Here is a 17,872-nt window from a genome sequence, read left to right on the forward strand (position 1 = left end):
CCCCCCCCCATTTACCATTCCAAATGTCGGCTGGAAATTAGTCGACTAATTATCCGCTTGAAACGAAAAACGGAGTAAGCCCTCTATCGCATTAGGTTTTGATATCCGAAAAGAGCGTGGATATGAAAATGTTTGTTCAATTCACCTATTCCTCAAAATCATCACAACTGTGGGGATGGCATCCCGCACCCCAACCCCCGCAGACGGTATAGTATCTCCTTTGGCTTATGCAAAGTCTTGGTTCAGGCATTTTCAGAAAGTTGCCCGAAGAGGCATTTACGGAAATCGTAGGAGAATTGGAATTCATACATAAGGTCAGTATTGCAAAAAGGGCGAGAAGCATTCTAAATAGTTTCATGGATATCTAATTTTTTGTGATAAGGTTTGAAATTCTTAAAGTTAGGACCACAGGTAGGTCGTGGTCTTTTTTGTTGTTTTCAATTGATTGAATCAGGTTTTCGAAGTTTTTGAAAAACGAGTGGTTGGCGAACCGAAGCAATTGATCTTGCTGAATAACGAAATAGAATAGGTCATTCTTGACCGCCATTGGACCTCGAATTGATTGGACTAGATCATCCGGTTTGGTTAAAAAGGTTGTCCCAGTGGATTTATCGAAAATGCCTATGCGGAAGTCTACAATGGACTCGGCTGCTGCCCTTTTCTTCCTATTCCAACCAAACACCAAATAGTCATCGTTTTCTTCAAAGTACTGTGTGGGGTGGGATATCGCACCGCTTGCAACCTTTGTGAAAAAGCCGTTCAAGTCATGCTTGTTCTGTAAAGGCCACATGTCATCCGAGCTCCCAAAGTTGAATTTTGGAGTGGCCTTGAACCCGTCTACCTCGTATACTATGCTGCTGGCTGGCTCTTGAAAGAGGAATTTTGAATTGCTTGATAGGGTAAGGTGTCCGGAAATGTTCTTTAGGATAATTGGAAAGATTTCTTGTGGAAAAGGGAAATGCAATCCAACCTGGTCCCCTGAATTTGATGCCAACTCAAGGTTTGAGAAATCCTCATTAAAGTAGGTAATCGATCTCGCAACTAGTCCATTTTTGTCCACAGCAATCATGTCCGATTGGTTTTTGAGACGGATTTTTCGAATAAAATTTCCTGCCAAATCAAAATACGCAAGGGATCTTTCTTCTATGCTTGACAAAACGAGTTGTTTGGCTAATGGGTCAAACCCAAAGTCAGAAATATCCGCCATTTCCTCCGGCCCGCTTCCAAAGGTTCCATATTTCCGAAGCATTTTCCCATCTGAATTGAATCCGAGGAGCGTCCCGAAAACAGGATCAAGCATAAATAGCGTGTCCCCCAGAACTATCAATCGGTACGGATTTGTGAAGAAGCTTCCTTCGTGTAGTTCCAAAGGAATGATAGATTCTAATGAGAGAAGCTTTGCCAAATCGAAATCATCCTTGACATAAACCGAGTACTCGGCATCTTGCAAAATCTGATCGGAGTCAGCGTTTTTTTCAGGGTTGCCACAGCAAAAAAGGACGAAAGCGGTCGAGGCAATGAATCCTTTTTTCCGCGAGAAACGCCAATTTACTTTCATAACATCAAGTGTTGGATACTTTGCATTTTACGAGGTCGCAACCCATACCTTCTGCTGTACAATCTGTAGCGTACATTTTGGCCTCGGGACAGTACCTCGCGACAGGCATTTGAAAGCGGCTTACAGCCATTGCCTCCGAAGAATCGGTGTTGCTTCCGAGAATTAGAATTGAGATCAACAGAATCAAAATGATAAAAATAGATTTCATAAGATAAATTTTTTGATCCCCCCTTTCACACCATGCGGGGCGGGAGGTTTGTCCCCTTTGAGCGGCAGTTCCGGACCTGCTGCTTTCTGAAAACCAAAGTACCCCCCCCCCCATTCACTATTCCAAAAGTCGGCTGGAAATTAGTCGACTAATTATCGTTTTAAATGGATATTTGAAAAAATCGATGGGCAAATGATAAACCTTTGAAAGCGGGTTCACAGCTTCACTCGAAAAACGTAGATTTTGTTCGACTCAGAGCCCTGCGCATACAGAAGGGATGTCTTTGGGTTGTAAGTCACAGTTTGGAAATGATACATTTCATCATCGTTGCCAGTCCTTAGCCTCAGGATTTTTTCGAGACGGATATCCGTATCATCTGCGGAAATAAGAAGCAAATGCCTGATGTTTGATCTATCCAGTCCCACCAAATCTGTGAAGCCCACAAGCAGTTTATCTTCAAAGCAGTCCAAGCTGGTGACTATATTCTGGGCAATGCGGCTGTTTTCAAAATCCGGGATTTGTTGTCTTTTGGTGATCAGCGTGTCGTAGGCCTGCTTGATCGGTTGGAAGGCGCTGAGGTCATATTGTATTTTTGCTACCCCGTAATTGTCGAGCCGTTCCAGAACGGGTAGGAACCTCCCGAGGGACCAAAAGTCTCCGTTTGCGCAAAAGCATCCCAGCCGGATTTGATCGCTTAGTCTCAATTTTCCCTCATGCGGGAAAAATGACTTGCTTGTGATCGTGCGGTTTGCGGTGTAATCCCATTTCACTAGACCGGTTTTTTCAGGTTCGGGAAAGGAAGAGAAAACCAGAGAATTGTCTTCGGCGATGTCCATGCCTATACCCATGCTTGGGATAGGGAATTTGATTACGTCCTTCAATTTGAAATTGTCTTTTCGCAAAACAAAAAGCCGCTGACTGGCCAAATCCTCCACAAATAAATTTGAGTCTTTCAGCATCAGATGTGCAGGAAATTCGAAGTCCGGGAAGCTATCCCTTCCGTCGATCAGGGAAAGTGGGTTGAGCAGCGAGTCGGTTTTGAGCAAAAGTCCCTGGTGACTCAGGGCGACGTATACCTCAGACATGTCCACGGCGATTTTCGCCTCGGTCAGGAAGATGCCATGGGATTCCTCGTCAAACGCACCGATTGGGGCAAGGTCGAGGTACTGCCAGGGTTCTTTCGGTTCAGTCTTTTTGGTACAAGAAGAGCAAAAGCATATGATAGTGAGGACAAGTCCAAAGATAGGTTTCATGGGAAATCAAATTTGGGGAAATAGATGAAAAATCAGGATTGGGCCATCCCAATCCTGATAAAGAAATACTATGCAACAGCACAACTCGAAGAACTGAATGAGCCATCCCTGTTGTAACAATTGACATAGCCTGGGCCTGATGAGCAACGCCTATCTCCAACACAGGATATCTTTTCACCGGAGCCCGCGCAGGAGTGAGTTGCAATGCAAGCGCTTGATTCCGCTGAGAATCCCGCCACGGAAAGTGCAATTAGGCCAATGATCGCGATAATTTTTTTCATACATAGAATGTTTTTTTCCCCCCTTTCACACCACGCGGGGCGGGAGGTTTGTCCCCTTCAGGCGGCAGTTCCGGACCTGCCGCTTTCTGAAAACTAAAGTACCCCCCCCATTTACTATTCCAAATGTCGGCTGGAAATTAGTCGACTAATTATCCGTTTCAAGTGGATATGAAAAATCCTGACGGGTTTCGAAAACCTGTCAGGATTAGAATAATCAAGAAAGCTGTTACGCAATCTTCCCCATCCTCGCTTCAAATTCAATCAAATGTGCGTCCCCAAAGTCCAAATGGGTGACGAATCGAACCAGGTCCTTGCCGAAACGTACGGCTTTGATGCCCTGGGCTTCGAGTTTTTGGAGCATGTCGGCAGGCGTGATGCCTTGTAGCCGCGCGATCACGATATTCGTCGGGACGGGCAATATTTCCGCGATGAGGGGATGATTTTCCAGAACCCGCCCCAGCTCGCGCGCCCGTGCATGGTCTTCGGCTAGGCGGTCGACATGGTGGTCAAGGGCATAGATACCCGCGGCGGCCAAGAATCCTGCCTGTCGCATCCCGCCACCGAAGGATTTGCGGATTTTGCGGGCGCGTTTGATGTCGCTTTTGCTGCCCAACAAGACCGAGCCGACAGGACAGCCTAGACCTTTGCTCAGGCAAATCGAGATCGTGTCAAATTCGCCCCCCCAGGCTTGGGTGCTTTCACCGCTTACGACCAATGCATTGAAGAGTCTTGCCCCATCCAGGTGCAGCTTGATGCCGTGTTGCAGGCAAAGTTGCCGGATAGGCCTGACTTCCTCCAAGGTATAGATGCTGCCACCGCCTTTGTTCATGGTATTTTCCAAGGAAATCAAACTCGTCTCACAGGCATGGACGTCATCGAGGCTGATGGCTGCCGCGATGTCGGTGGCGGTGATTTTGCCATAAGCCCCCGGCAGCAACTTGACCGAGGCTCGGGAATTGGCCATGATACCACCGGCCTCATAGAGGTAGATATGTGAATACTCATGGCAAATCACCTCCTGCTGTGGCCCTGTGTGCAGGCGAATCGCAATCTGATTGGTCATGGTGCCGGAGGGGCAAAAAAGTCCCGCTTCCATGCCAAACATATCGGCAAGCTTTTGTTCCAGGGAATTGACGGTCGGGTCTTCCCCAAAAACATCGTCGCCCACCGGGGCCGAAAACATGGCTTCCAGCATCGAAGGGGTGGGCTTGGTCAAGGTATCGGAGCGGAGGTCAATGATGGGTAGAGACATGAGACATTAGACATGAGATTTGAGAGACCTACAAGTCGGAGGCGGGTCGATTTGGGAAATATGGGAAGAATTGGAGGGAATTTCAATGGAATCCTTATCAAAGGGCTTGGGAAATGATCAGGTCCCCTTTGATAGCCTATTCCTCTTTTTCCTTTTTGAACCAGAAGTCCAGTCCTGATTTTCGCTTTTCGAAGAGTTTTTCCATGTCGCCCAACTCCAGGTTGAGTGCCTTGGTGGATATGAATATCTCCATCAGGGAAATGCCAAGTGAAACCAATAGGGTAAGCATGCTCACTATAAATACCTGATTGGCTGCTTCCTGCTTTCCGGTAAAGATCAAAAACATGCAGACTACGCACAGCAGAAAACTCAATACCCCGCAAAGCTGCATGTATTTGATCATGCTGAGGCGGAGTTTGAGGTTTCGGATTTGGCTGATGATGATGTCTTCCTGCGGGTTTTCGAGGTATTTCTTGTGAAGCCCGCGGATGAGGTTTGCGATCGCCAAAAACCGGTTGGTAAAGGCCAACATCATCAGCGTGATGGCGGAAAAGAGTAGGGCGGGAGTGGAGATTTGGAGTTCCATTTTCTTCGTCTTGATGATTGACAAATGTGCAGGCCAGTTTCTGAAAGTTAGGCATTCTTTTGTTTAGAAATACCCAAAGGATCTTCATCGATTTCAGGGTGCCAAATCAGGAGAGACCTGATGAAGCCTGGCTGAAAAAGAAAAACACAAGGCCGATTGTTTGGCCTTGTGTTTTGATGGCTGTTGGTCTTAGAAGAATTACAGGTGGATCACCTCGTCATAGGCGGCCGCTGCAGCCTCCATGATGGCTTCCGACATGGTTGGGTGCGGGTGGACCGTCTTGATCAATTCGTGGCCTGTGGTTTCCAGTTTGCGGATCGCGACGATTTCTGCGATCATCTCCGTCACGTTTGCACCGATCATGTGCCCGCCAAGTAACTCACCGTATTTTGCGTCAAAGATCAGTTTCACAAAGCCGTCCTTTGCACCGGCAGCAGAAGCCTTTCCTGAGGCGGAGAAGGGGAATTTACCCACTTTCACCTCGTAGCCTGCTTCTTTTGCTTTTGCTTCTGTATAACCAACTGAGGCAATTTCCGGAATGCAATAAGTACAGCCGGGGATATTGTTGTAGTCCAAAGGCTCGGGGTGGTGGCCGGCGATTTTTTCGACGCAAATAATACCTTCCGCGGATGCCACGTGCGCCAAGGCAGGTCCTGTCGTGACGTCGCCTATGGCATAATAGCCTGGCATATTGGTGCGGTAGTATTCGTCTGTCTTGATCTTGCCTCTGTCAACAAGGATGCCTACGTCTTCCAGTCCAATGTTTTCCACGTTGGAAACCACACCGACTGCGGAAAGTACGATATCGCATTCGATGATAGATTCCGCGCCTTTCTTATCCTTCACGGTCACTTTGCAGCCTTTTCCTTTGGTATCGACTGAGGTGACTTCGGTGGAGGTCAGGATCTTGATGCCATTCTTTTTGTAGATTTTTTCCAAAGCCTTTGAAACTTCCTCGTCTTCGTTGGGCACGATGCGGTCGAGGAATTCGACGATCGTCACCTCTGTTCCAAGCGATGCATAGACGTAGGCAAACTCAATGCCGATCGCTCCGGAACCTACTACGACCATCTTGGCGGGCTGCTTTTCGAGGACCATGGCTTTGCGGTAGCCGACGATTTTTTCATTGTCGATTTTGAGTGCTGGAAGCTCGCGAGCCCTGCCGCCCGTAGCAATGATGATATGGTCGGCGGCATAGACGGTCTTTTTGCCGTCTTTGTCTTCCACTTCCACTTTCTTGCCTGGCTGTACTTTTCCCCAACCAAGGAGTTGGTCGATTTTGTTTTTCTTCAACAAAAATTGGATGCCTTTGGACATGCCGCCAGCTACTTCGCGGCTGCGCTTGACGATTCCCGGGAAGTCCACTTCCGCTCCTTTGACTTTGATGCCGTAGTCTTCGGAATGGTTGATGTACTCAAACACCTGTGCACTTTTGATCAAGGCCTTGGTCGGGATACAGCCCCAGTTGAGGCAGATTCCGCCCAATTCCGCAGCTTCCACCACGGCGGTTTTCAAACCCAATTGGGCAGCCCTGATGGCAGCCACATATCCTCCCGGACCACTACCCAAAACAATCACATCGTATTTAGTTGAAGACATATCTTTTGAGGTTTAATTTTCAAAATTGCTTGGCAAAATTAGGGCTTTTGGGGAGAGAAAAAAATGAAAGAGAGAATAGGAGAGTTCGGAAAGAGAGCAAAATGTGGTTCTCGCAAAGGACCCAAAGGAGCAAAGAAAGTCGTACAGGTTAAGTCGATTTGTCTTCGAGACCGTTTGCCACTCGGTAAATTCCGTCTTTGAGTATCTTGGTCTTGAAATTTAGAATTAGGCCCAACTTTAAGTCCGACAGTTTCAAATACGTCAACAGTTGTGAGAAATGGACTGGATTCACCTCATCAAGACACTTCAATTCGACGATCACTTTGTTTTCTACGATCAGGTCGATTCTATACGCCTTTTCGATTTCGATGGATTCCCATTTCAAGGGCTTCGAAACTTGGCATTCTACCAACATTCCGATTTTTCTCAACTCATAGGCAAGGATCTTTTCATAGGCACTTTCCAATAGTCCGGGTCCGAGTTTTCGATGAATTTCTAAAGCCCTGCCAATGATATGATAGGAAATTTGGTTTTCGTCCATCTTCACATTTTCCAGAAATTTACAATTCGACTCAGAAAATTGAATAGTCAATCCCGAACTTAAATACTTAACTTTCTTTGCGATAGGACTTTCAAATTTCCCTCTGCAGTCTTTGCACCTTTGCGCTCTCTGCGAGAAAAACTATCTTTGGTCTTTATTCACTTTCAAACTTTGAAAATGGGGTTATTAAAAGGAAAAACAGCCCTTATTACCGGGGCATCCAAGGGAATCGGCAGGGCGATTGCCATCCAATATGCCAAAGAAGGCGCTAATGTGGCATTCACCTACCTTTCGAGCGTCGAGAAAGGCCAAGCTTTGGAAAATGAACTGGCAGCTTATGGCATCAAAGCCAAAGGCTATCGCTCTGATGCATCCAACTTCAAGGCCGCTGAGGAATTGGTCAATGCCGTGGTCACGGAATTCGGCGGATTGGATATCCTGGTCAACAATGCGGGCATCACCCGGGACAACCTCCTGATGCGCATGACCGAGGAGGCTTGGGATGAAGTCATCAACGTCAACCTGAAGTCCTGCTTCAATACGGTCAAAGCCGCAACCCGTCCCATGATGAAGGCAAAGGCCGGCTCGATCATCAACATCACCTCCGTCGTCGGTATCAAAGGCAACGCCGGACAAGCCAACTATGCCGCCTCCAAAGCAGGGATTATCGGTTTCACCAAATCCGTTGCCTTGGAACTGGGATCCAGAAATATTCGCAGCAATGCGGTCGCGCCGGGATTTATCGAAACAGAAATGACCGGTGTCTTGGATGAAAAAGTCGTACAGGGCTGGCGGGATGCGATTCCGATGAAGCGTGGAGGCCAAGCCGAAGAGGTAGCCAATGCCTGTGTATTCTTGGGATCTGATATGAGTTCCTACATTTCAGGTCAGGTGCTGCAGGTGGATGGTGCGATGCTGACTTAAGGAGTTGTACAAAGTACCAAGTACGAAGAACCAGGAAATAAATGCCCTGCTGAGGATGCGAATTCTTTGCAGGGTTTTTTTATGCCCCAAGATTTGTCAAATACAACGATTCTGTTTGTTCGGTTAGAACGTTTTCCAAGCTACCCTAAAAATTCCTCTCCTTTTTGCAACCTTTTTCCGATAAGCCATGTATATTGCAATGATATCAAAATAATATCAAATCAATATGGAAAAAATAACCAAACCCCTTTCTGGCTACTTGATGGTATTGGTCGCGATAGCGCTGATTCCTGCCACGGCTTTTGCATTTATCAATGAGTTACATTTGCTGGGAGCGATCCTCGGATTGTCCCTAATACTGACGCTACCGGGTTTCTTTATTGTCGAACCCAACAAGTCCATGGTGCTGCTGCTTTTTGGTGCCTATAAGGGTACCGTGAAGGACAACGGCTTTTTCTGGGTCAATCCCTTTATGTCGAAAAAGAAGATTTCGCTCCGTGTCCGCAACTTTGAAAACAAGCCGCTGAAGGTCAACGACAAAATCGGTAACCCGGTCATGGTCGGTACGATCGTTGTATGGCAGGTGCAGGATACGTTCAAGGCGACGTTTGATGTGGAGGATTACGAGAATTTTGTCCACTTACAGACCGATGCCGCCGTGCGGAAAATGGCTGGATTGTATCCTTACGATGATTTTGAGCACGAGCACGCGGAGGTGACATTGCGGTCGGGCGTGGAGGAAGTGAACCATTCGCTCGAGGCTGAGATCACCGAGCGCCTCAACCATGCAGGTATCAAGGTCATCGAAGCGCGTATTTCCCACCTTGCGTACGCTTCCGAGATTGCCTCAGCCATGCTCCAAAGACAACAGGCCACGGCTATTGTTGCAGCGCGTAGGACGATTGTGGACGGCGCAGTAGGCATGGTGGAAATGGCCATCGAGGATCTCAAGATCAAGGGCATCATTGACTTTGAGGAAGACAAAAAGGCGGCCATGGTCAGCAACCTGATGGTGGTACTTTGCTCCGATCGCTCCGCAAGTCCTGTGCTGAATGTAGGTACACTCAATCAATAGGGTATGGTTTTTAATGAGCAACAGAGTCTGCGGGATTCCTTCATCGTCTATGTCATCCTGATGGTGGAGGTTCCCACGCTTATCCTCATGTTGGTCTTTTGGTGGACGGGAAAGTTTGGCGAGGATGGTTTTCTACCCGTTGCGATATTCCTGGCGATGCTCGGCCTTGTTTCCTGGTTTATCGTCAGTCTCAGCCTTGAGGTTCATTTGGATCGAAGGGGATTGAAATACAGGAGTTTCCCATTTGTCAACAAATGGAAATTTATTCCCACTGAAAGTATCCAAAACCCCAAGGTTAGGAAAATTGATGGTATGATGGAATTTGGCGGAGTGGGGCCGCGTGTTTCACCGAAAACCAAAGCATTTATTTTCTCCACAGATTGGGTACTGGAACTGGATGCGGACGGGAAAAAGTATGCCTTCAGTACCCGAAAACCGCGCGAGATGGAAGCTGTCCTGGACCTTTGGAAATCAGAATCAAATACCTAAGCCCGCTTGTCCAATGGCAAATTATATTTTCAAAGAAACCCAAAGATTTACCCAATGGTGGCTTTGGCTCCTCCTGTTTGGAGTGTTGACAGTGGTTCTTTGGCCCTTGCTGGGCCAAGAGGCATTAGATCCTTCTGAACTTAGAGGCATTGGTATCGGCCTGGTGACCGTTCTTTTGGCGATGGTTCTCCTTTACTCGATGAAGCTCGAAACCAGAATTGGCAATGGCAGACTGCAATACCGATTTACACCTTTTTTCTGGCGATGGAGAACCTATGACTGGGGCGATATCCAATCCATGGAGTTGAAAACATTCGATTCCCTGAAGGATTATGGAGGCTGGGGAATCCGGACCAATTTTGAGCATTGGTTGTACAACGTCAGGGGAAACCGTGGCTTGCTCATTCGTACAAAAGACAAAACCTTCAAACTGGGCACCCAGAAGCCTCAGGAGGCGGCGAGGATAATCCAAGAGTTTGAGGCCTTTAAATCCCAAAACCATGGCGGCTAAAAAACCTTTTGCCTTGAGAATAGACGAAAAGCTCATGCAGGCTGTCGAGAAATGGGCCGAAGATGAGTTTCGATCCGCCAATGGGCAGATCGAATGGATCATCTATGAGGCCCTCAAAAAATCGGGACGCTTGCCAAAACAGCAAAGTCCCGATCAGCCAAATTCAGGTAACTAGGGTTTGGTGTCTTCCACTTCCGGAACATAGAGCAATTGGCCTGACTCAAAATCATACAGTGTCAATTGCCGCAACTCAAAGTAGGCCAGCCAATAGTCCCGCAGTGCGCCGACATACGATCGCTTGCTGCTGTCTTTTTCCTGTTGGGCGATATTGAGGTCAGTAAGGGAGACATTGCCCGTCTGATAGCGCTTGACAGCAAGGTCGTATCTTTTTTGGGCCACTTCGGAAGAAAGCTTGCTCACGGAGAGCCGCTCTTCCAGCATTTCGAAATTTTTGACTTTGGTGAAGATCTCCTGCTCAAAATTGATGACCTCTTGCGCGACTTCATATTCCACCAGTTTTTTATTGGCTTGGGCCAGTGACATACGGGCTTTGTTGCGGCCCCAATCCAACACGGGGACAGACAGCGCGAGGTTGACGAGGGCTTGATTGTCGGGATTTCTGTAAATATCCGCCCAAGTCAGTGCGGCATTGTTAAGACCATAGCTGGCTGCCAAGTTCATTTGCATGCGTTCTCCCTTGGCTTCGGCTACCTGTGCATCCGCTTCCAGTTTTCTCCTTTCGAATCCCAATGCCTCGGCCCTGTTTTCAAATGCCAGCGAGATTGCTTTGTCCACATCAACCGGGAAGACTGGATATTCTTCGGGACTGAGCAAGGTAATCTCGGCCGACTCATTGAGGCCGAGGTTTGATTTCAAGCGCAAGGAGCTTGTTTCGAGATTGACCCTTGCTTGCGCGGCTTCCTGCTTGGAGGTCAACATCGCCAGCTCGATCTGCAAGAGTTTGTCCTCGAAGGTGCTGCCCATTTCGTAGCGGGCCTTTTCGATGCGATAGATTTCTTGGTTGTATTGCAGGTTTGTCTGGGCGATATCCAGGTTCACCTGCGCCTCGAGCATTTCGAAGAAAATGGACGTAGCGACTCCACTCAGTTGCTCCATCGCAGCGACATATTCCCGTTTGCTCTCTTCGAAAACCAAAGGCTCGATGCGCTTGTCCCATTTGTAGGGGTTGTAGGCAAAAATCGGCTGGATCAGGCTCACATTCATGGGCACGCCTGAGTACCTTGTGCGGATGTCATTGCCTGTGGCGAGGAAATTGTCGAATCGGTTGGCAGAGGTATTGACCGATAGCATACCACCGGTCGGGGCAATGACTTGCAGTAAACCCAAGCCGAGGTCGACTAGGTTTTGACGGATTTCTAGAAATTCGATATCCCCGCTGGGCTGGACAATGTCAGTAAATTCCTGCCGAAAACTCGGCAAAATACCTGTCAACCGAAGTTGCGGATTGTAATTGGATCGGAAAAACCGGTACCGCCAGTACATGTTTTCCTTTTGGGTTTGGATCCGGAGTGCCTGTGGAGACAGCGCTTTTGCCCGGGCAATGATTTCCTCCAAACTGTATTGGGCCTTTTCCTGGGCCAGCCCCTCAATAGAAAAAAGCAACAAAACAAGCAGCAGTCGATAGGTTTTCATATCAAAACGAAGTTGATCTTACAAGCTAAAATATAACAAAAAGCCCAATCAAACGAATCAATTAGGCATTTTTGTTATTTTTTCCGCCAAAGAAAAAATGTATTGCTAATTTGCGGGCTCATTGATCTCCTATGAAATCCTTGATCAGCTTTGTGATCCGATTTATCCCAAGGAAATACCTGCAGTTGGTTTCCCATTTCTTTCTGCGGGTGATGGCGGTTTTCTATAAGGGTGACAAAGTCGCCTGTAACGTTTGTGGACACACGTACAGTAAGTTTCTGCCCTATGGTCGAACAGCCCGAGAAAACGCCCTTTGTCCACAATGCCTTGCTCTGGAGCGCCACCGATTGATGTGGCTGTTTTTGCAGCAGAAAACCAACTTCTTTCAAGCAGACCTGAAAGTCCTACACATCGCTCCTGAACTTTGCTTTATCGACCGCATGGAAGCGATGAAAAACTTGGATTATGTCACGGCCGATATCGAATCACCCTTGGCAAAGGTGAAAATGGACGTACATGCGATCCCTTTTGCAGACAATACCTTCGACGTGGTCTTCTGCAACCATGTACTCGAGCATGTCGACGATGATATCCAAGCTTGCCGTGAAATCAACCGCGTCCTCAAACCCAACGGTTGGGGGATTATCCAATCGCCTGTATATCCATTGGAAAAAACAATTGAGGACAAAACCATCACCGACCCGGCGGAGCGCGAAAGGCTTTTTGGGCAGCGGGACCATGTTCGCAAATATGGCAAAGACTACGCAGCGCGCTTGCGGAAATCGGGATTGGCAATTGATGAAAATGATTTTGTGAAAACCCTTGACGCCGCGACCGTGGCAAAGCATGCACTTCCCCCGGACGAGATTATTTTTTATTGTAGCAAAGGCTAGCCCTTCATCCACTTTTTCAGCAATCCCAGACCAAGGCCCAATCCGTAGGCGCTCAGTTGGACCGTCGAGCAGACCCAAGCGAGCCCAGCGACCATTGGGCTTTTGTGTCGCTCCAGCGCGGAGGTAATCACCGCGGCGGACCAAGCAAGCAGCAGCAAAAACTGAATCAGAAACAGCAGTGGGTCAACAAAGGGCGTCACCAGCATACTGGCCAAAAAAAGCACAAAAAGCAGCGGCAAAAGATGTACTGCTTTGATCGCTCCGGGATGAAAGCGCGAAACATGCACCCGGTTGCGTCCAAAAGAAAAACCCTGCTTGGCAAAGCTCGACAGGGTGTTTTTGCGCTTGTGGTAGACAAAAGTCTCCTCGACGAGTTCCAGTCGAAACCCCGCCTTTTTGATCCGCATGCTGAGTTCGATGTCTTCGGCGCGATTGGGATCGGCAAATCCACCGACCGATTCCCAAACCTTTCTCGAAAAACCCATATTGTATCCCCTTGCCTGGTACTTGGCAGGATTCCGGAGTTTGCCACGGATGCCACCTGTCGTCCAGAAGGAGGTCATCGCAAAATCCATGGCTTTTTGCATCGGTGAAAAATCCCAAGCCGCCGCGTCGGGGCCGCCATGGGCGTCCAGATTTCTGCTTGCAATCGCCTGTTTCAGGTCTTGAAAATAGTTGGCAGGAATGATGCAGTCCGAGTCAAAAAACACGAAATACCCGGCTTTGGCAAGCTTCATACCCTCGTTGCGGGCAAAGCCCTGCCCTTGGTTGGGGATGTAGAGGTATTGCAGTGAAAGGCTGTCGCGGTAGGAATCGACAATCGACTCGCAAGTAGCGTCGGAACCGTCTTCGACGATAATCACTTCGAAGTCGCGAAAAAGCTGTTGACGGAGACTTTGGAGCAAGTCCCGGATTTCCATGGGGCGGTTATAGACCGGAACGATCACCGAAAACTCCATCAGCCCCTGAAGTTTAGCTCCTTGTCGATGTTGTAGTCCAATTTGCGGCTGGTGTTAGAGATCATCATTTCAGCCAAAAATCCCGTCAAAAACAACTGAACGCCCACAATGAGCGCCACGAGTGCCAAAAAGAAAAGTGGCTGCGCGGTGATGTCACGGACTTTGAGGCCTTTGGATAGTCCATAGATTTTTTCAAAGATCAACCAAACCGTGATGACAAAACCCGAGAGGAATGACAAGGTCCCGAGCGTTCCAAAAAAGTGCATCGGACGCTTCTTGTAGCGGTTGACAAAGGAAACGGAGATCAAGTCCAGGAATCCATAAAGGAAACGCTCCAGGCCAAACTTGGTCTTGCCGTATTTCCGCGGACGATGCTCGACTACCTTTTCCGTGATCCTCGTAAACCCGCTCCACTTTGCAATCAGCGGAATGTAGCGGTGCATTTCGCCGTAGAGATGGATGTTTTTGACCACCTTCTTGTCGTAGGCCTTCAATCCACAATTGAAATCGTGCAGCTTGATACCCGAAATCATCCTCGTGATGCCATTGAAAAATTTGGAAGGCAAGGTCTTGGAAATCGGATCGTGGCGTTTTTTCTTCCAGCCCGACACCACTTCCCAGCCCTCTTTCACAATCATATCATACAATTCGGGGATTTCGTCGGGACTGTCCTGAAGGTCGGAATCCATCGTGATCACCACGTCGCCTTCGGCCTTCGAAAAGCCCATATCGAGGGCAGCGGACTTACCATAATTTCTGCCAAAACGCACGCCCTTGACATATGGATTGAGGTCGGCGAGTTTTTCGATCTGTCGCCAAGAACCATCATTGCTGCCGTCATCCACGAGTATGATTTCGTAGGAAAAAGCATGGCCTTCCATGACCCGCACGATCCAATTGTGCAGCTCGGCCAATGATTCTTCCTCGTTGTAGACGGGGATGACGACAGAAATCTGGATCATATCAATAGTCTAGCGACTTGTCTCTTTTTTTGATGATAGCGGCTACTATCAATGCTACTATACCGTAGAAAATCAGGGCAAAACCGAATCCTTTCAACTGGCCGACGAGGGTGAAATTCGACGCAGCGCCGTTTCTGATTTCATCGATCTGTTCGGGAGTCATCGCATCCGCAGCGCCAAATCGCTCCATCATCGCCATGGTTGTTTCGAGTTGTGCCTCCACCAATACTCCCGGAAGCTCAGGATCAACCACGTTGTAAAGCAGGAAATTGCCCACAATTCCGATTAGGCCGGCAATGATTAGCGCAATGAACGCGAACTTAAATCCAGTTCCAAAATCCATGAATCCTCCGATAGACTTTCTATACTGGATGCCCAAAAAGATCAATGCGCCCAGAAAAATCGCGAGGATGACCATGCCGGTGGAGAATGAAGCGAGACTCTCCGGGCTAATGAAGTAAATGAGAAACGTGAGGACTACAGAAACGATTCCGAGAATCAATCCTGCATTGAGGCCTGCTTTGACTGGTGTTTGTTGATTTTCCATAATTCAGTTAGTTGTTGGTTCTCCTTAAAATTATTGAAATAATGATCGTAAAGAACAATCCGGGGATCATTTTCCAGATAAAATCATTCAGCGCAATGTCCCAAGGCACCATTTCCTGGACCTTGGCCAAAGTCGTCCCGAATGATTCCTGTCCCAACTGGGAAACGATCATGTCCTTATTGCTCTCCAAAATACCCAGTTTTTTATCCTTCAGCTCAGCAAAAAGTGTTGAATTAAAGGATAAAATGATCCAAATCCCCATTGCGGTGATAAACGCAAAAAGCGTGTATATCAAAAATCCAATGGTCATCCCTTCTGCGAAGCTTAGCCAATCTTGGTTGACGTATTTTTTGAAAAACCTTATTCCCAAAAAGACAAACACAGGAATCATGACGTATCCAAACAACATGCTGAGATTGGTCGGATCCAATCCCATCCAATGGAACACCAAAAATGCCAACACCGAAAAAATCCCCCCGATTAGCCCAAAGCGGTAACTCGCCTCCCAATATTTTTTCATTTAGAATTTGGCAAGCTTTTGTTTGTTGATCACCAATTTGATTTTTCCTTGGAGGGTTTTGCCAAGCCAAGGGGAGTTCGCGGAAAGCGAAAGATTGCTTTTCCCATCATAGGCCCAGCTTTCTTTCGGGTCAAATACCGTTAGGCTGTCGAATCGATCTGCCAATCCCAATACCTTGGCAGGTCCATCCGTGATTTTTTTGATCAACAAGGGCCAACCCAATTCTTTTTCCAACTCCACCAACCCCGGCAAAAATGTCTGCAAACCGATCATGCCAAATGCCGCCAAGTCAAACTCCAGATGCTTGGCGTCAAAGTCCTGCGGCTGATGGTTGGAAACGATCGCGTCGATGGTGCCGTCCTTGAGACCGGCAATGAGTGCCGCACGCTCCTCGGCACCCCTGAACGGTGGCATCACCTTGAGGTGGGTATCAAAATCCGAAAGGTCTTCGTCCGAAAACAACAACTGGTAAAGTGACACGTCTGCAGTCACCCTTAGTCCGGCCGCTTTGGCCTTTCGAATGCTCTCCACAGCGCCGGGCGTGCTTACGGTCTGGATATGAAGTCTTCCACCCGCATATTTGAGAATCTCCAAATTGCGGTGGACTGCTGTTTCTTCTGATAGATTGGGAATACCCTTCATGCCGATCATGGTGGAGGCGATGCCCTCATGCATCTGTCCAAAAAGCGCCAACAGCGGATCGTAGCTTTGGTCAAACAGAATTCCGTCAAATTTTTGGAGGTATTGGAGGATTTTGAGTAGCCGGTCAGGATTGGAAATGGGATGGGTACCATCTCCGAAGACCATTGCTCCCGCCTCACGTAAGTCCAGAATGTCCGTAAAATCCTCGCCCAAGCAATCCTTGGTCGCCGCCGCCTGTATCAAAAGGTCGGGCAACCAACCTGAAGCCTTGCTGCGGAGGTACTCTATCTCGTTTTTGGTTTGGATGGCAGGTTTGGTGTTGGGCATCAACACCGCTTTGGTGAAGCCGCTTGCCGGAAGGATCTTTCCGAGGGATTCCAAGGATTCCCGGAATTCTTCGCCAGGATCGCCGGAGGCACAGCGCAGGTCGATCCATCCTTGTGAACCGAGATATGCCGAACAGTCGATTGTCTCCGTGCAATGGACGCCACCTGCCGCCTGCTCTTCCAAAATTTCGCTGCCTGTAAATACATAATTTTTTGGGGAATGAATCTGTTGGGCATCTACAAGTCTGAGCGATCGGAGCAATACAGCCATGGCGAAAAGGTTTGTGCAAAACTGCAACAATATTCCAAAAAATGAAAGGGAAATCGAGCCGAGGGGAGGGGAGAATTACGCCTAGGAAAGCGGTGTTGCGTAGGAAATTTGCGCCTCTGAGCGCTCTTGGCAGAGCATCAGCAGGTCTTCCAATTCATGCTCCAGATAATCCGCCTTCTGAATCAAAATTCTTCCCTGATCCTTGAATGAAAGCAGGACGCTGCCCTTGGATTCGTCGTGCTCGATATTTGTCAAGCCGGAAATATTTCTGTGGGTAATCAGCACGTCCCTGAATTTGAGTTGGTAGCCATCCAACACCAAAGTGATCGGACGCTTGTAGTGGATGACGGCAATGATGAAAACTTCATACAGGAATATCAGCCATACCAAGACCAAGCCCCATTTGGGGATGATTTTGAAGAAAAGAAAAAACAAAGTCGCACCTACAGCCAAGGCCAAAGTCCACCAATGAAAGGGCTTCTTTTGCCTGCGGAGAAAAAGCTCCCCTCCAGTCCCACGTACAACGAGTTTCCAGTATTCCCGGCAGTAGAAAACGAACAACATCCCCAAGCAACCCGAAATCAGCCAATGGTGATGCCTCAGCCCCAAAGCCAATATCAGCACGATGCAGCCTACAAAAAATACGGGGACGATGATCTGCCTTTTTCTCATGTGCTAAAAGTAAAGGAGAAGTGCGGTTTATGCAAAAGGCTGCGAGGTTTTTGTTGGAGATGCGAGAAGGGAGACTTGAGATATAAGACGCAAGACTCAAGACGCAAGACTCAAGACTCAAGACGCAAGAAGCGAGACGCAAGACTCAAG

General features: G+C 48.1%; 21 protein-coding genes. 6 read left to right on the top strand and 15 right to left on the bottom strand.

The genetic code is table 11. The features are described 5' to 3' along the window. Nucleotides 1-145: 145 nt before the first annotated feature. The 8 genes from C943_RS22140 to C943_RS20450 all read right to left on the bottom strand — a co-directional run bounded on the left by C943_RS22140 (nt 146) and on the right by C943_RS20450 (nt 7,278). A complete protein-coding gene (locus C943_RS22140; RefSeq protein WP_157198631.1) occupies nt 146-358 on the bottom strand; it encodes a hypothetical protein in 213 nt (70 codons plus the stop codon). A 6-nt stretch (nt 359-364) separates the two neighbouring features. Then, nucleotides 365-1,558: a 6-bladed beta-propeller gene (locus tag C943_RS20420; RefSeq protein ID WP_008631786.1), complete on the bottom strand. Its 1,194-nt coding sequence runs from the start codon at nt 1,556-1,558 to the stop codon at nt 365-367. A gap of 4 nt (nt 1,559-1,562) precedes the next feature. Further along, nucleotides 1,563-1,766 carry a hypothetical protein gene (locus tag C943_RS22145; RefSeq protein WP_157198632.1) on the bottom strand — a complete coding sequence of 68 codons (204 nt, stop codon included), beginning with the start codon at nt 1,764-1,766 and terminating at the stop codon, nt 1,563-1,565. A 215-nt stretch (nt 1,767-1,981) separates the two neighbouring features. Next, on the bottom strand, nt 1,982-3,019 hold the full coding sequence (locus C943_RS20430) for a hypothetical protein (RefSeq protein ID WP_040481621.1): 1,038 nt from the start codon (nt 3,017-3,019) through the stop codon (nt 1,982-1,984). A gap of 507 nt (nt 3,020-3,526) precedes the next feature. Continuing rightward, entirely contained in the window at nt 3,527-4,552 is a 1,026-nt protein-coding gene (locus tag C943_RS20435; protein ID WP_008631798.1) for a threonine aldolase family protein, read from the bottom strand. A gap of 136 nt (nt 4,553-4,688) precedes the next feature. Beyond that, nucleotides 4,689-5,138, bottom strand: a complete 450-nt coding sequence (locus C943_RS20440) for a DUF2721 domain-containing protein (protein WP_040481663.1) — start codon at nt 5,136-5,138, stop codon at nt 4,689-4,691. A gap of 198 nt (nt 5,139-5,336) precedes the next feature. Further along, nucleotides 5,337-6,737, bottom strand: a complete 1,401-nt coding sequence (gene lpdA / locus C943_RS20445; protein ID WP_008631804.1) for a dihydrolipoyl dehydrogenase — start codon at nt 6,735-6,737, stop codon at nt 5,337-5,339. A 148-nt stretch (nt 6,738-6,885) separates the two neighbouring features. Further along, nucleotides 6,886-7,278 carry a GxxExxY protein gene (locus C943_RS20450; RefSeq protein WP_008631807.1) on the bottom strand — a complete coding sequence of 131 codons (393 nt, stop codon included), beginning with the start codon at nt 7,276-7,278 and terminating at the stop codon, nt 6,886-6,888. A gap of 177 nt (nt 7,279-7,455) precedes the next feature. Here C943_RS20450 and fabG point away from each other — a divergent pair, with 177 nt between their 5' ends. The 5 genes from fabG (at nt 7,456) to C943_RS20475 (ending at nt 10,452) form a co-directional block, all read left to right on the top strand. Next, a complete protein-coding gene (gene fabG, locus C943_RS20455; protein WP_008631809.1) occupies nt 7,456-8,202 on the top strand; it encodes a 3-oxoacyl-[acyl-carrier-protein] reductase in 747 nt (248 codons plus the stop codon). A 226-nt stretch (nt 8,203-8,428) separates the two neighbouring features. Continuing rightward, nucleotides 8,429-9,277: an SPFH domain-containing protein gene (locus C943_RS20460; RefSeq protein WP_008631811.1), complete on the top strand. Its 849-nt coding sequence runs from the start codon at nt 8,429-8,431 to the stop codon at nt 9,275-9,277. A gap of 3 nt (nt 9,278-9,280) precedes the next feature. After that, nucleotides 9,281-9,766, top strand: a complete 486-nt coding sequence (locus C943_RS20465) for a hypothetical protein (protein WP_008631812.1) — start codon at nt 9,281-9,283, stop codon at nt 9,764-9,766. A 13-nt stretch (nt 9,767-9,779) separates the two neighbouring features. Next, on the top strand, nt 9,780-10,277 hold the full coding sequence (locus tag C943_RS20470) for a hypothetical protein (protein WP_008631813.1): 498 nt from the start codon (nt 9,780-9,782) through the stop codon (nt 10,275-10,277). Then, complete coding sequence (locus C943_RS20475) at nt 10,267-10,452, top strand: type II toxin-antitoxin system antitoxin (protein WP_008631814.1); 186 nt, start codon at nt 10,267-10,269, stop codon at nt 10,450-10,452. The genes C943_RS20470 and C943_RS20475 overlap by 11 nt, the downstream gene beginning before the upstream one ends. Here C943_RS20475 and C943_RS20480 read toward each other — a convergent pair. Further along, a complete protein-coding gene (locus C943_RS20480; RefSeq protein ID WP_008631815.1) occupies nt 10,449-11,930 on the bottom strand; it encodes a TolC family protein in 1,482 nt (493 codons plus the stop codon). The two genes, C943_RS20475 and C943_RS20480, sit on opposite strands and share 4 nt — an antisense overlap. Before the next feature lie 131 nt (nt 11,931-12,061). On the opposite strand from C943_RS20480, the gene C943_RS20485 reads away from it, so the two are divergent. Further along, nucleotides 12,062-12,823, top strand: coding sequence for a class I SAM-dependent methyltransferase (locus C943_RS20485; RefSeq protein WP_008631816.1), 762 nt, complete (start codon nt 12,062-12,064; stop codon nt 12,821-12,823). Here C943_RS20485 and C943_RS20490 read toward each other — a convergent pair. From C943_RS20490 to C943_RS20515, 6 genes are all read right to left on the bottom strand, one after another. Further along, nucleotides 12,820-13,782, bottom strand: coding sequence for a glycosyltransferase (locus tag C943_RS20490; RefSeq protein ID WP_008631817.1), 963 nt, complete (start codon nt 13,780-13,782; stop codon nt 12,820-12,822). The two genes, C943_RS20485 and C943_RS20490, sit on opposite strands and share 4 nt — an antisense overlap. After that, the gene (locus C943_RS20495) at nt 13,782-14,744 is read right to left on the bottom strand and encodes a glycosyltransferase family 2 protein (protein ID WP_008631824.1); all 963 of its coding nucleotides are present in this window, start codon (nt 14,742-14,744) and stop codon (nt 13,782-13,784) included. Before C943_RS20495 ends, C943_RS20490 begins: the two co-directional genes overlap by 1 nt. 1 nt (nt 14,745) lies before the next feature. After that, entirely contained in the window at nt 14,746-15,291 is a 546-nt protein-coding gene (locus tag C943_RS20500; protein ID WP_008631826.1) for a DUF4199 domain-containing protein, read from the bottom strand. A gap of 7 nt (nt 15,292-15,298) precedes the next feature. Continuing rightward, nucleotides 15,299-15,811 (bottom strand): DUF4199 domain-containing protein, encoded by a 513-nt coding sequence (locus C943_RS20505; RefSeq protein ID WP_008631828.1) that lies wholly within the window; start codon nt 15,809-15,811, stop codon nt 15,299-15,301. Next, a complete protein-coding gene (locus C943_RS20510) occupies nt 15,812-17,050 on the bottom strand; it encodes a dihydroorotase (RefSeq protein WP_008631830.1) in 1,239 nt (412 codons plus the stop codon). It lies immediately after the preceding gene. Between the two features lie 81 nt (nt 17,051-17,131). Beyond that, entirely contained in the window at nt 17,132-17,722 is a 591-nt protein-coding gene (locus C943_RS20515; protein ID WP_040481626.1) for a hypothetical protein, read from the bottom strand. Nucleotides 17,723-17,872 lie beyond the last annotated feature (150 nt).

It is taken from the genome of Mariniradius saccharolyticus AK6 (assembly GCF_000330725.2).
In the GTDB taxonomy this organism is placed as follows: Bacteria; Bacteroidota; Bacteroidia; order Cytophagales; family Cyclobacteriaceae; genus Mariniradius; species Mariniradius saccharolyticus.

Excerpts from the sequence above, each read along its gene's own strand:
- C943_RS22140 (WP_157198631.1), bottom strand. The coding sequence starts at position 358 with ATGAAACTATTTAGAATGCTTCTCGCCCTTTTTGCAATACTGACCTTA.
- C943_RS20420 (WP_008631786.1), bottom strand. The coding sequence starts at position 1,558 with ATGAAAGTAAATTGGCGTTTCTCGCGGAAAAAAGGATTCATTGCCTCG.
- C943_RS22145 (WP_157198632.1), bottom strand. The coding sequence starts at position 1,766 with ATGAAATCTATTTTTATCATTTTGATTCTGTTGATCTCAATTCTAATT.
- C943_RS20430 (WP_040481621.1), bottom strand. The coding sequence starts at position 3,019 with ATGAAACCTATCTTTGGACTTGTCCTCACTATCATATGCTTTTGCTCT.
- C943_RS20435 (WP_008631798.1), bottom strand. The coding sequence starts at position 4,552 with ATGTCTCTACCCATCATTGACCTCCGCTCCGATACCTTGACCAAGCCC.
- C943_RS20440 (WP_040481663.1), bottom strand. The coding sequence starts at position 5,138 with ATGGAACTCCAAATCTCCACTCCCGCCCTACTCTTTTCCGCCATCACG.
- lpdA (WP_008631804.1), bottom strand. The coding sequence starts at position 6,737 with ATGTCTTCAACTAAATACGATGTGATTGTTTTGGGTAGTGGTCCGGGA.
- C943_RS20450 (WP_008631807.1), bottom strand. The coding sequence starts at position 7,278 with ATGGACGAAAACCAAATTTCCTATCATATCATTGGCAGGGCTTTAGAA.
- fabG (WP_008631809.1), top strand. The coding sequence starts at position 7,456 with ATGGGGTTATTAAAAGGAAAAACAGCCCTTATTACCGGGGCATCCAAG.
- C943_RS20460 (WP_008631811.1), top strand. The coding sequence starts at position 8,429 with ATGGAAAAAATAACCAAACCCCTTTCTGGCTACTTGATGGTATTGGTC.
- C943_RS20465 (WP_008631812.1), top strand. The coding sequence starts at position 9,281 with ATGGTTTTTAATGAGCAACAGAGTCTGCGGGATTCCTTCATCGTCTAT.
- C943_RS20470 (WP_008631813.1), top strand. The coding sequence starts at position 9,780 with ATGGCAAATTATATTTTCAAAGAAACCCAAAGATTTACCCAATGGTGG.
- C943_RS20475 (WP_008631814.1), top strand. The coding sequence starts at position 10,267 with ATGGCGGCTAAAAAACCTTTTGCCTTGAGAATAGACGAAAAGCTCATG.
- C943_RS20480 (WP_008631815.1), bottom strand. The coding sequence starts at position 11,930 with ATGAAAACCTATCGACTGCTGCTTGTTTTGTTGCTTTTTTCTATTGAG.
- C943_RS20485 (WP_008631816.1), top strand. The coding sequence starts at position 12,062 with ATGAAATCCTTGATCAGCTTTGTGATCCGATTTATCCCAAGGAAATAC.
- C943_RS20490 (WP_008631817.1), bottom strand. The coding sequence starts at position 13,782 with ATGGAGTTTTCGGTGATCGTTCCGGTCTATAACCGCCCCATGGAAATC.
- C943_RS20495 (WP_008631824.1), bottom strand. The coding sequence starts at position 14,744 with ATGATCCAGATTTCTGTCGTCATCCCCGTCTACAACGAGGAAGAATCA.
- C943_RS20500 (WP_008631826.1), bottom strand. The coding sequence starts at position 15,291 with ATGGAAAATCAACAAACACCAGTCAAAGCAGGCCTCAATGCAGGATTG.
- C943_RS20505 (WP_008631828.1), bottom strand. The coding sequence starts at position 15,811 with ATGAAAAAATATTGGGAGGCGAGTTACCGCTTTGGGCTAATCGGGGGG.
- C943_RS20510 (WP_008631830.1), bottom strand. The coding sequence starts at position 17,050 with ATGGCTGTATTGCTCCGATCGCTCAGACTTGTAGATGCCCAACAGATT.
- C943_RS20515 (WP_040481626.1), bottom strand. The coding sequence starts at position 17,722 with ATGAGAAAAAGGCAGATCATCGTCCCCGTATTTTTTGTAGGCTGCATC.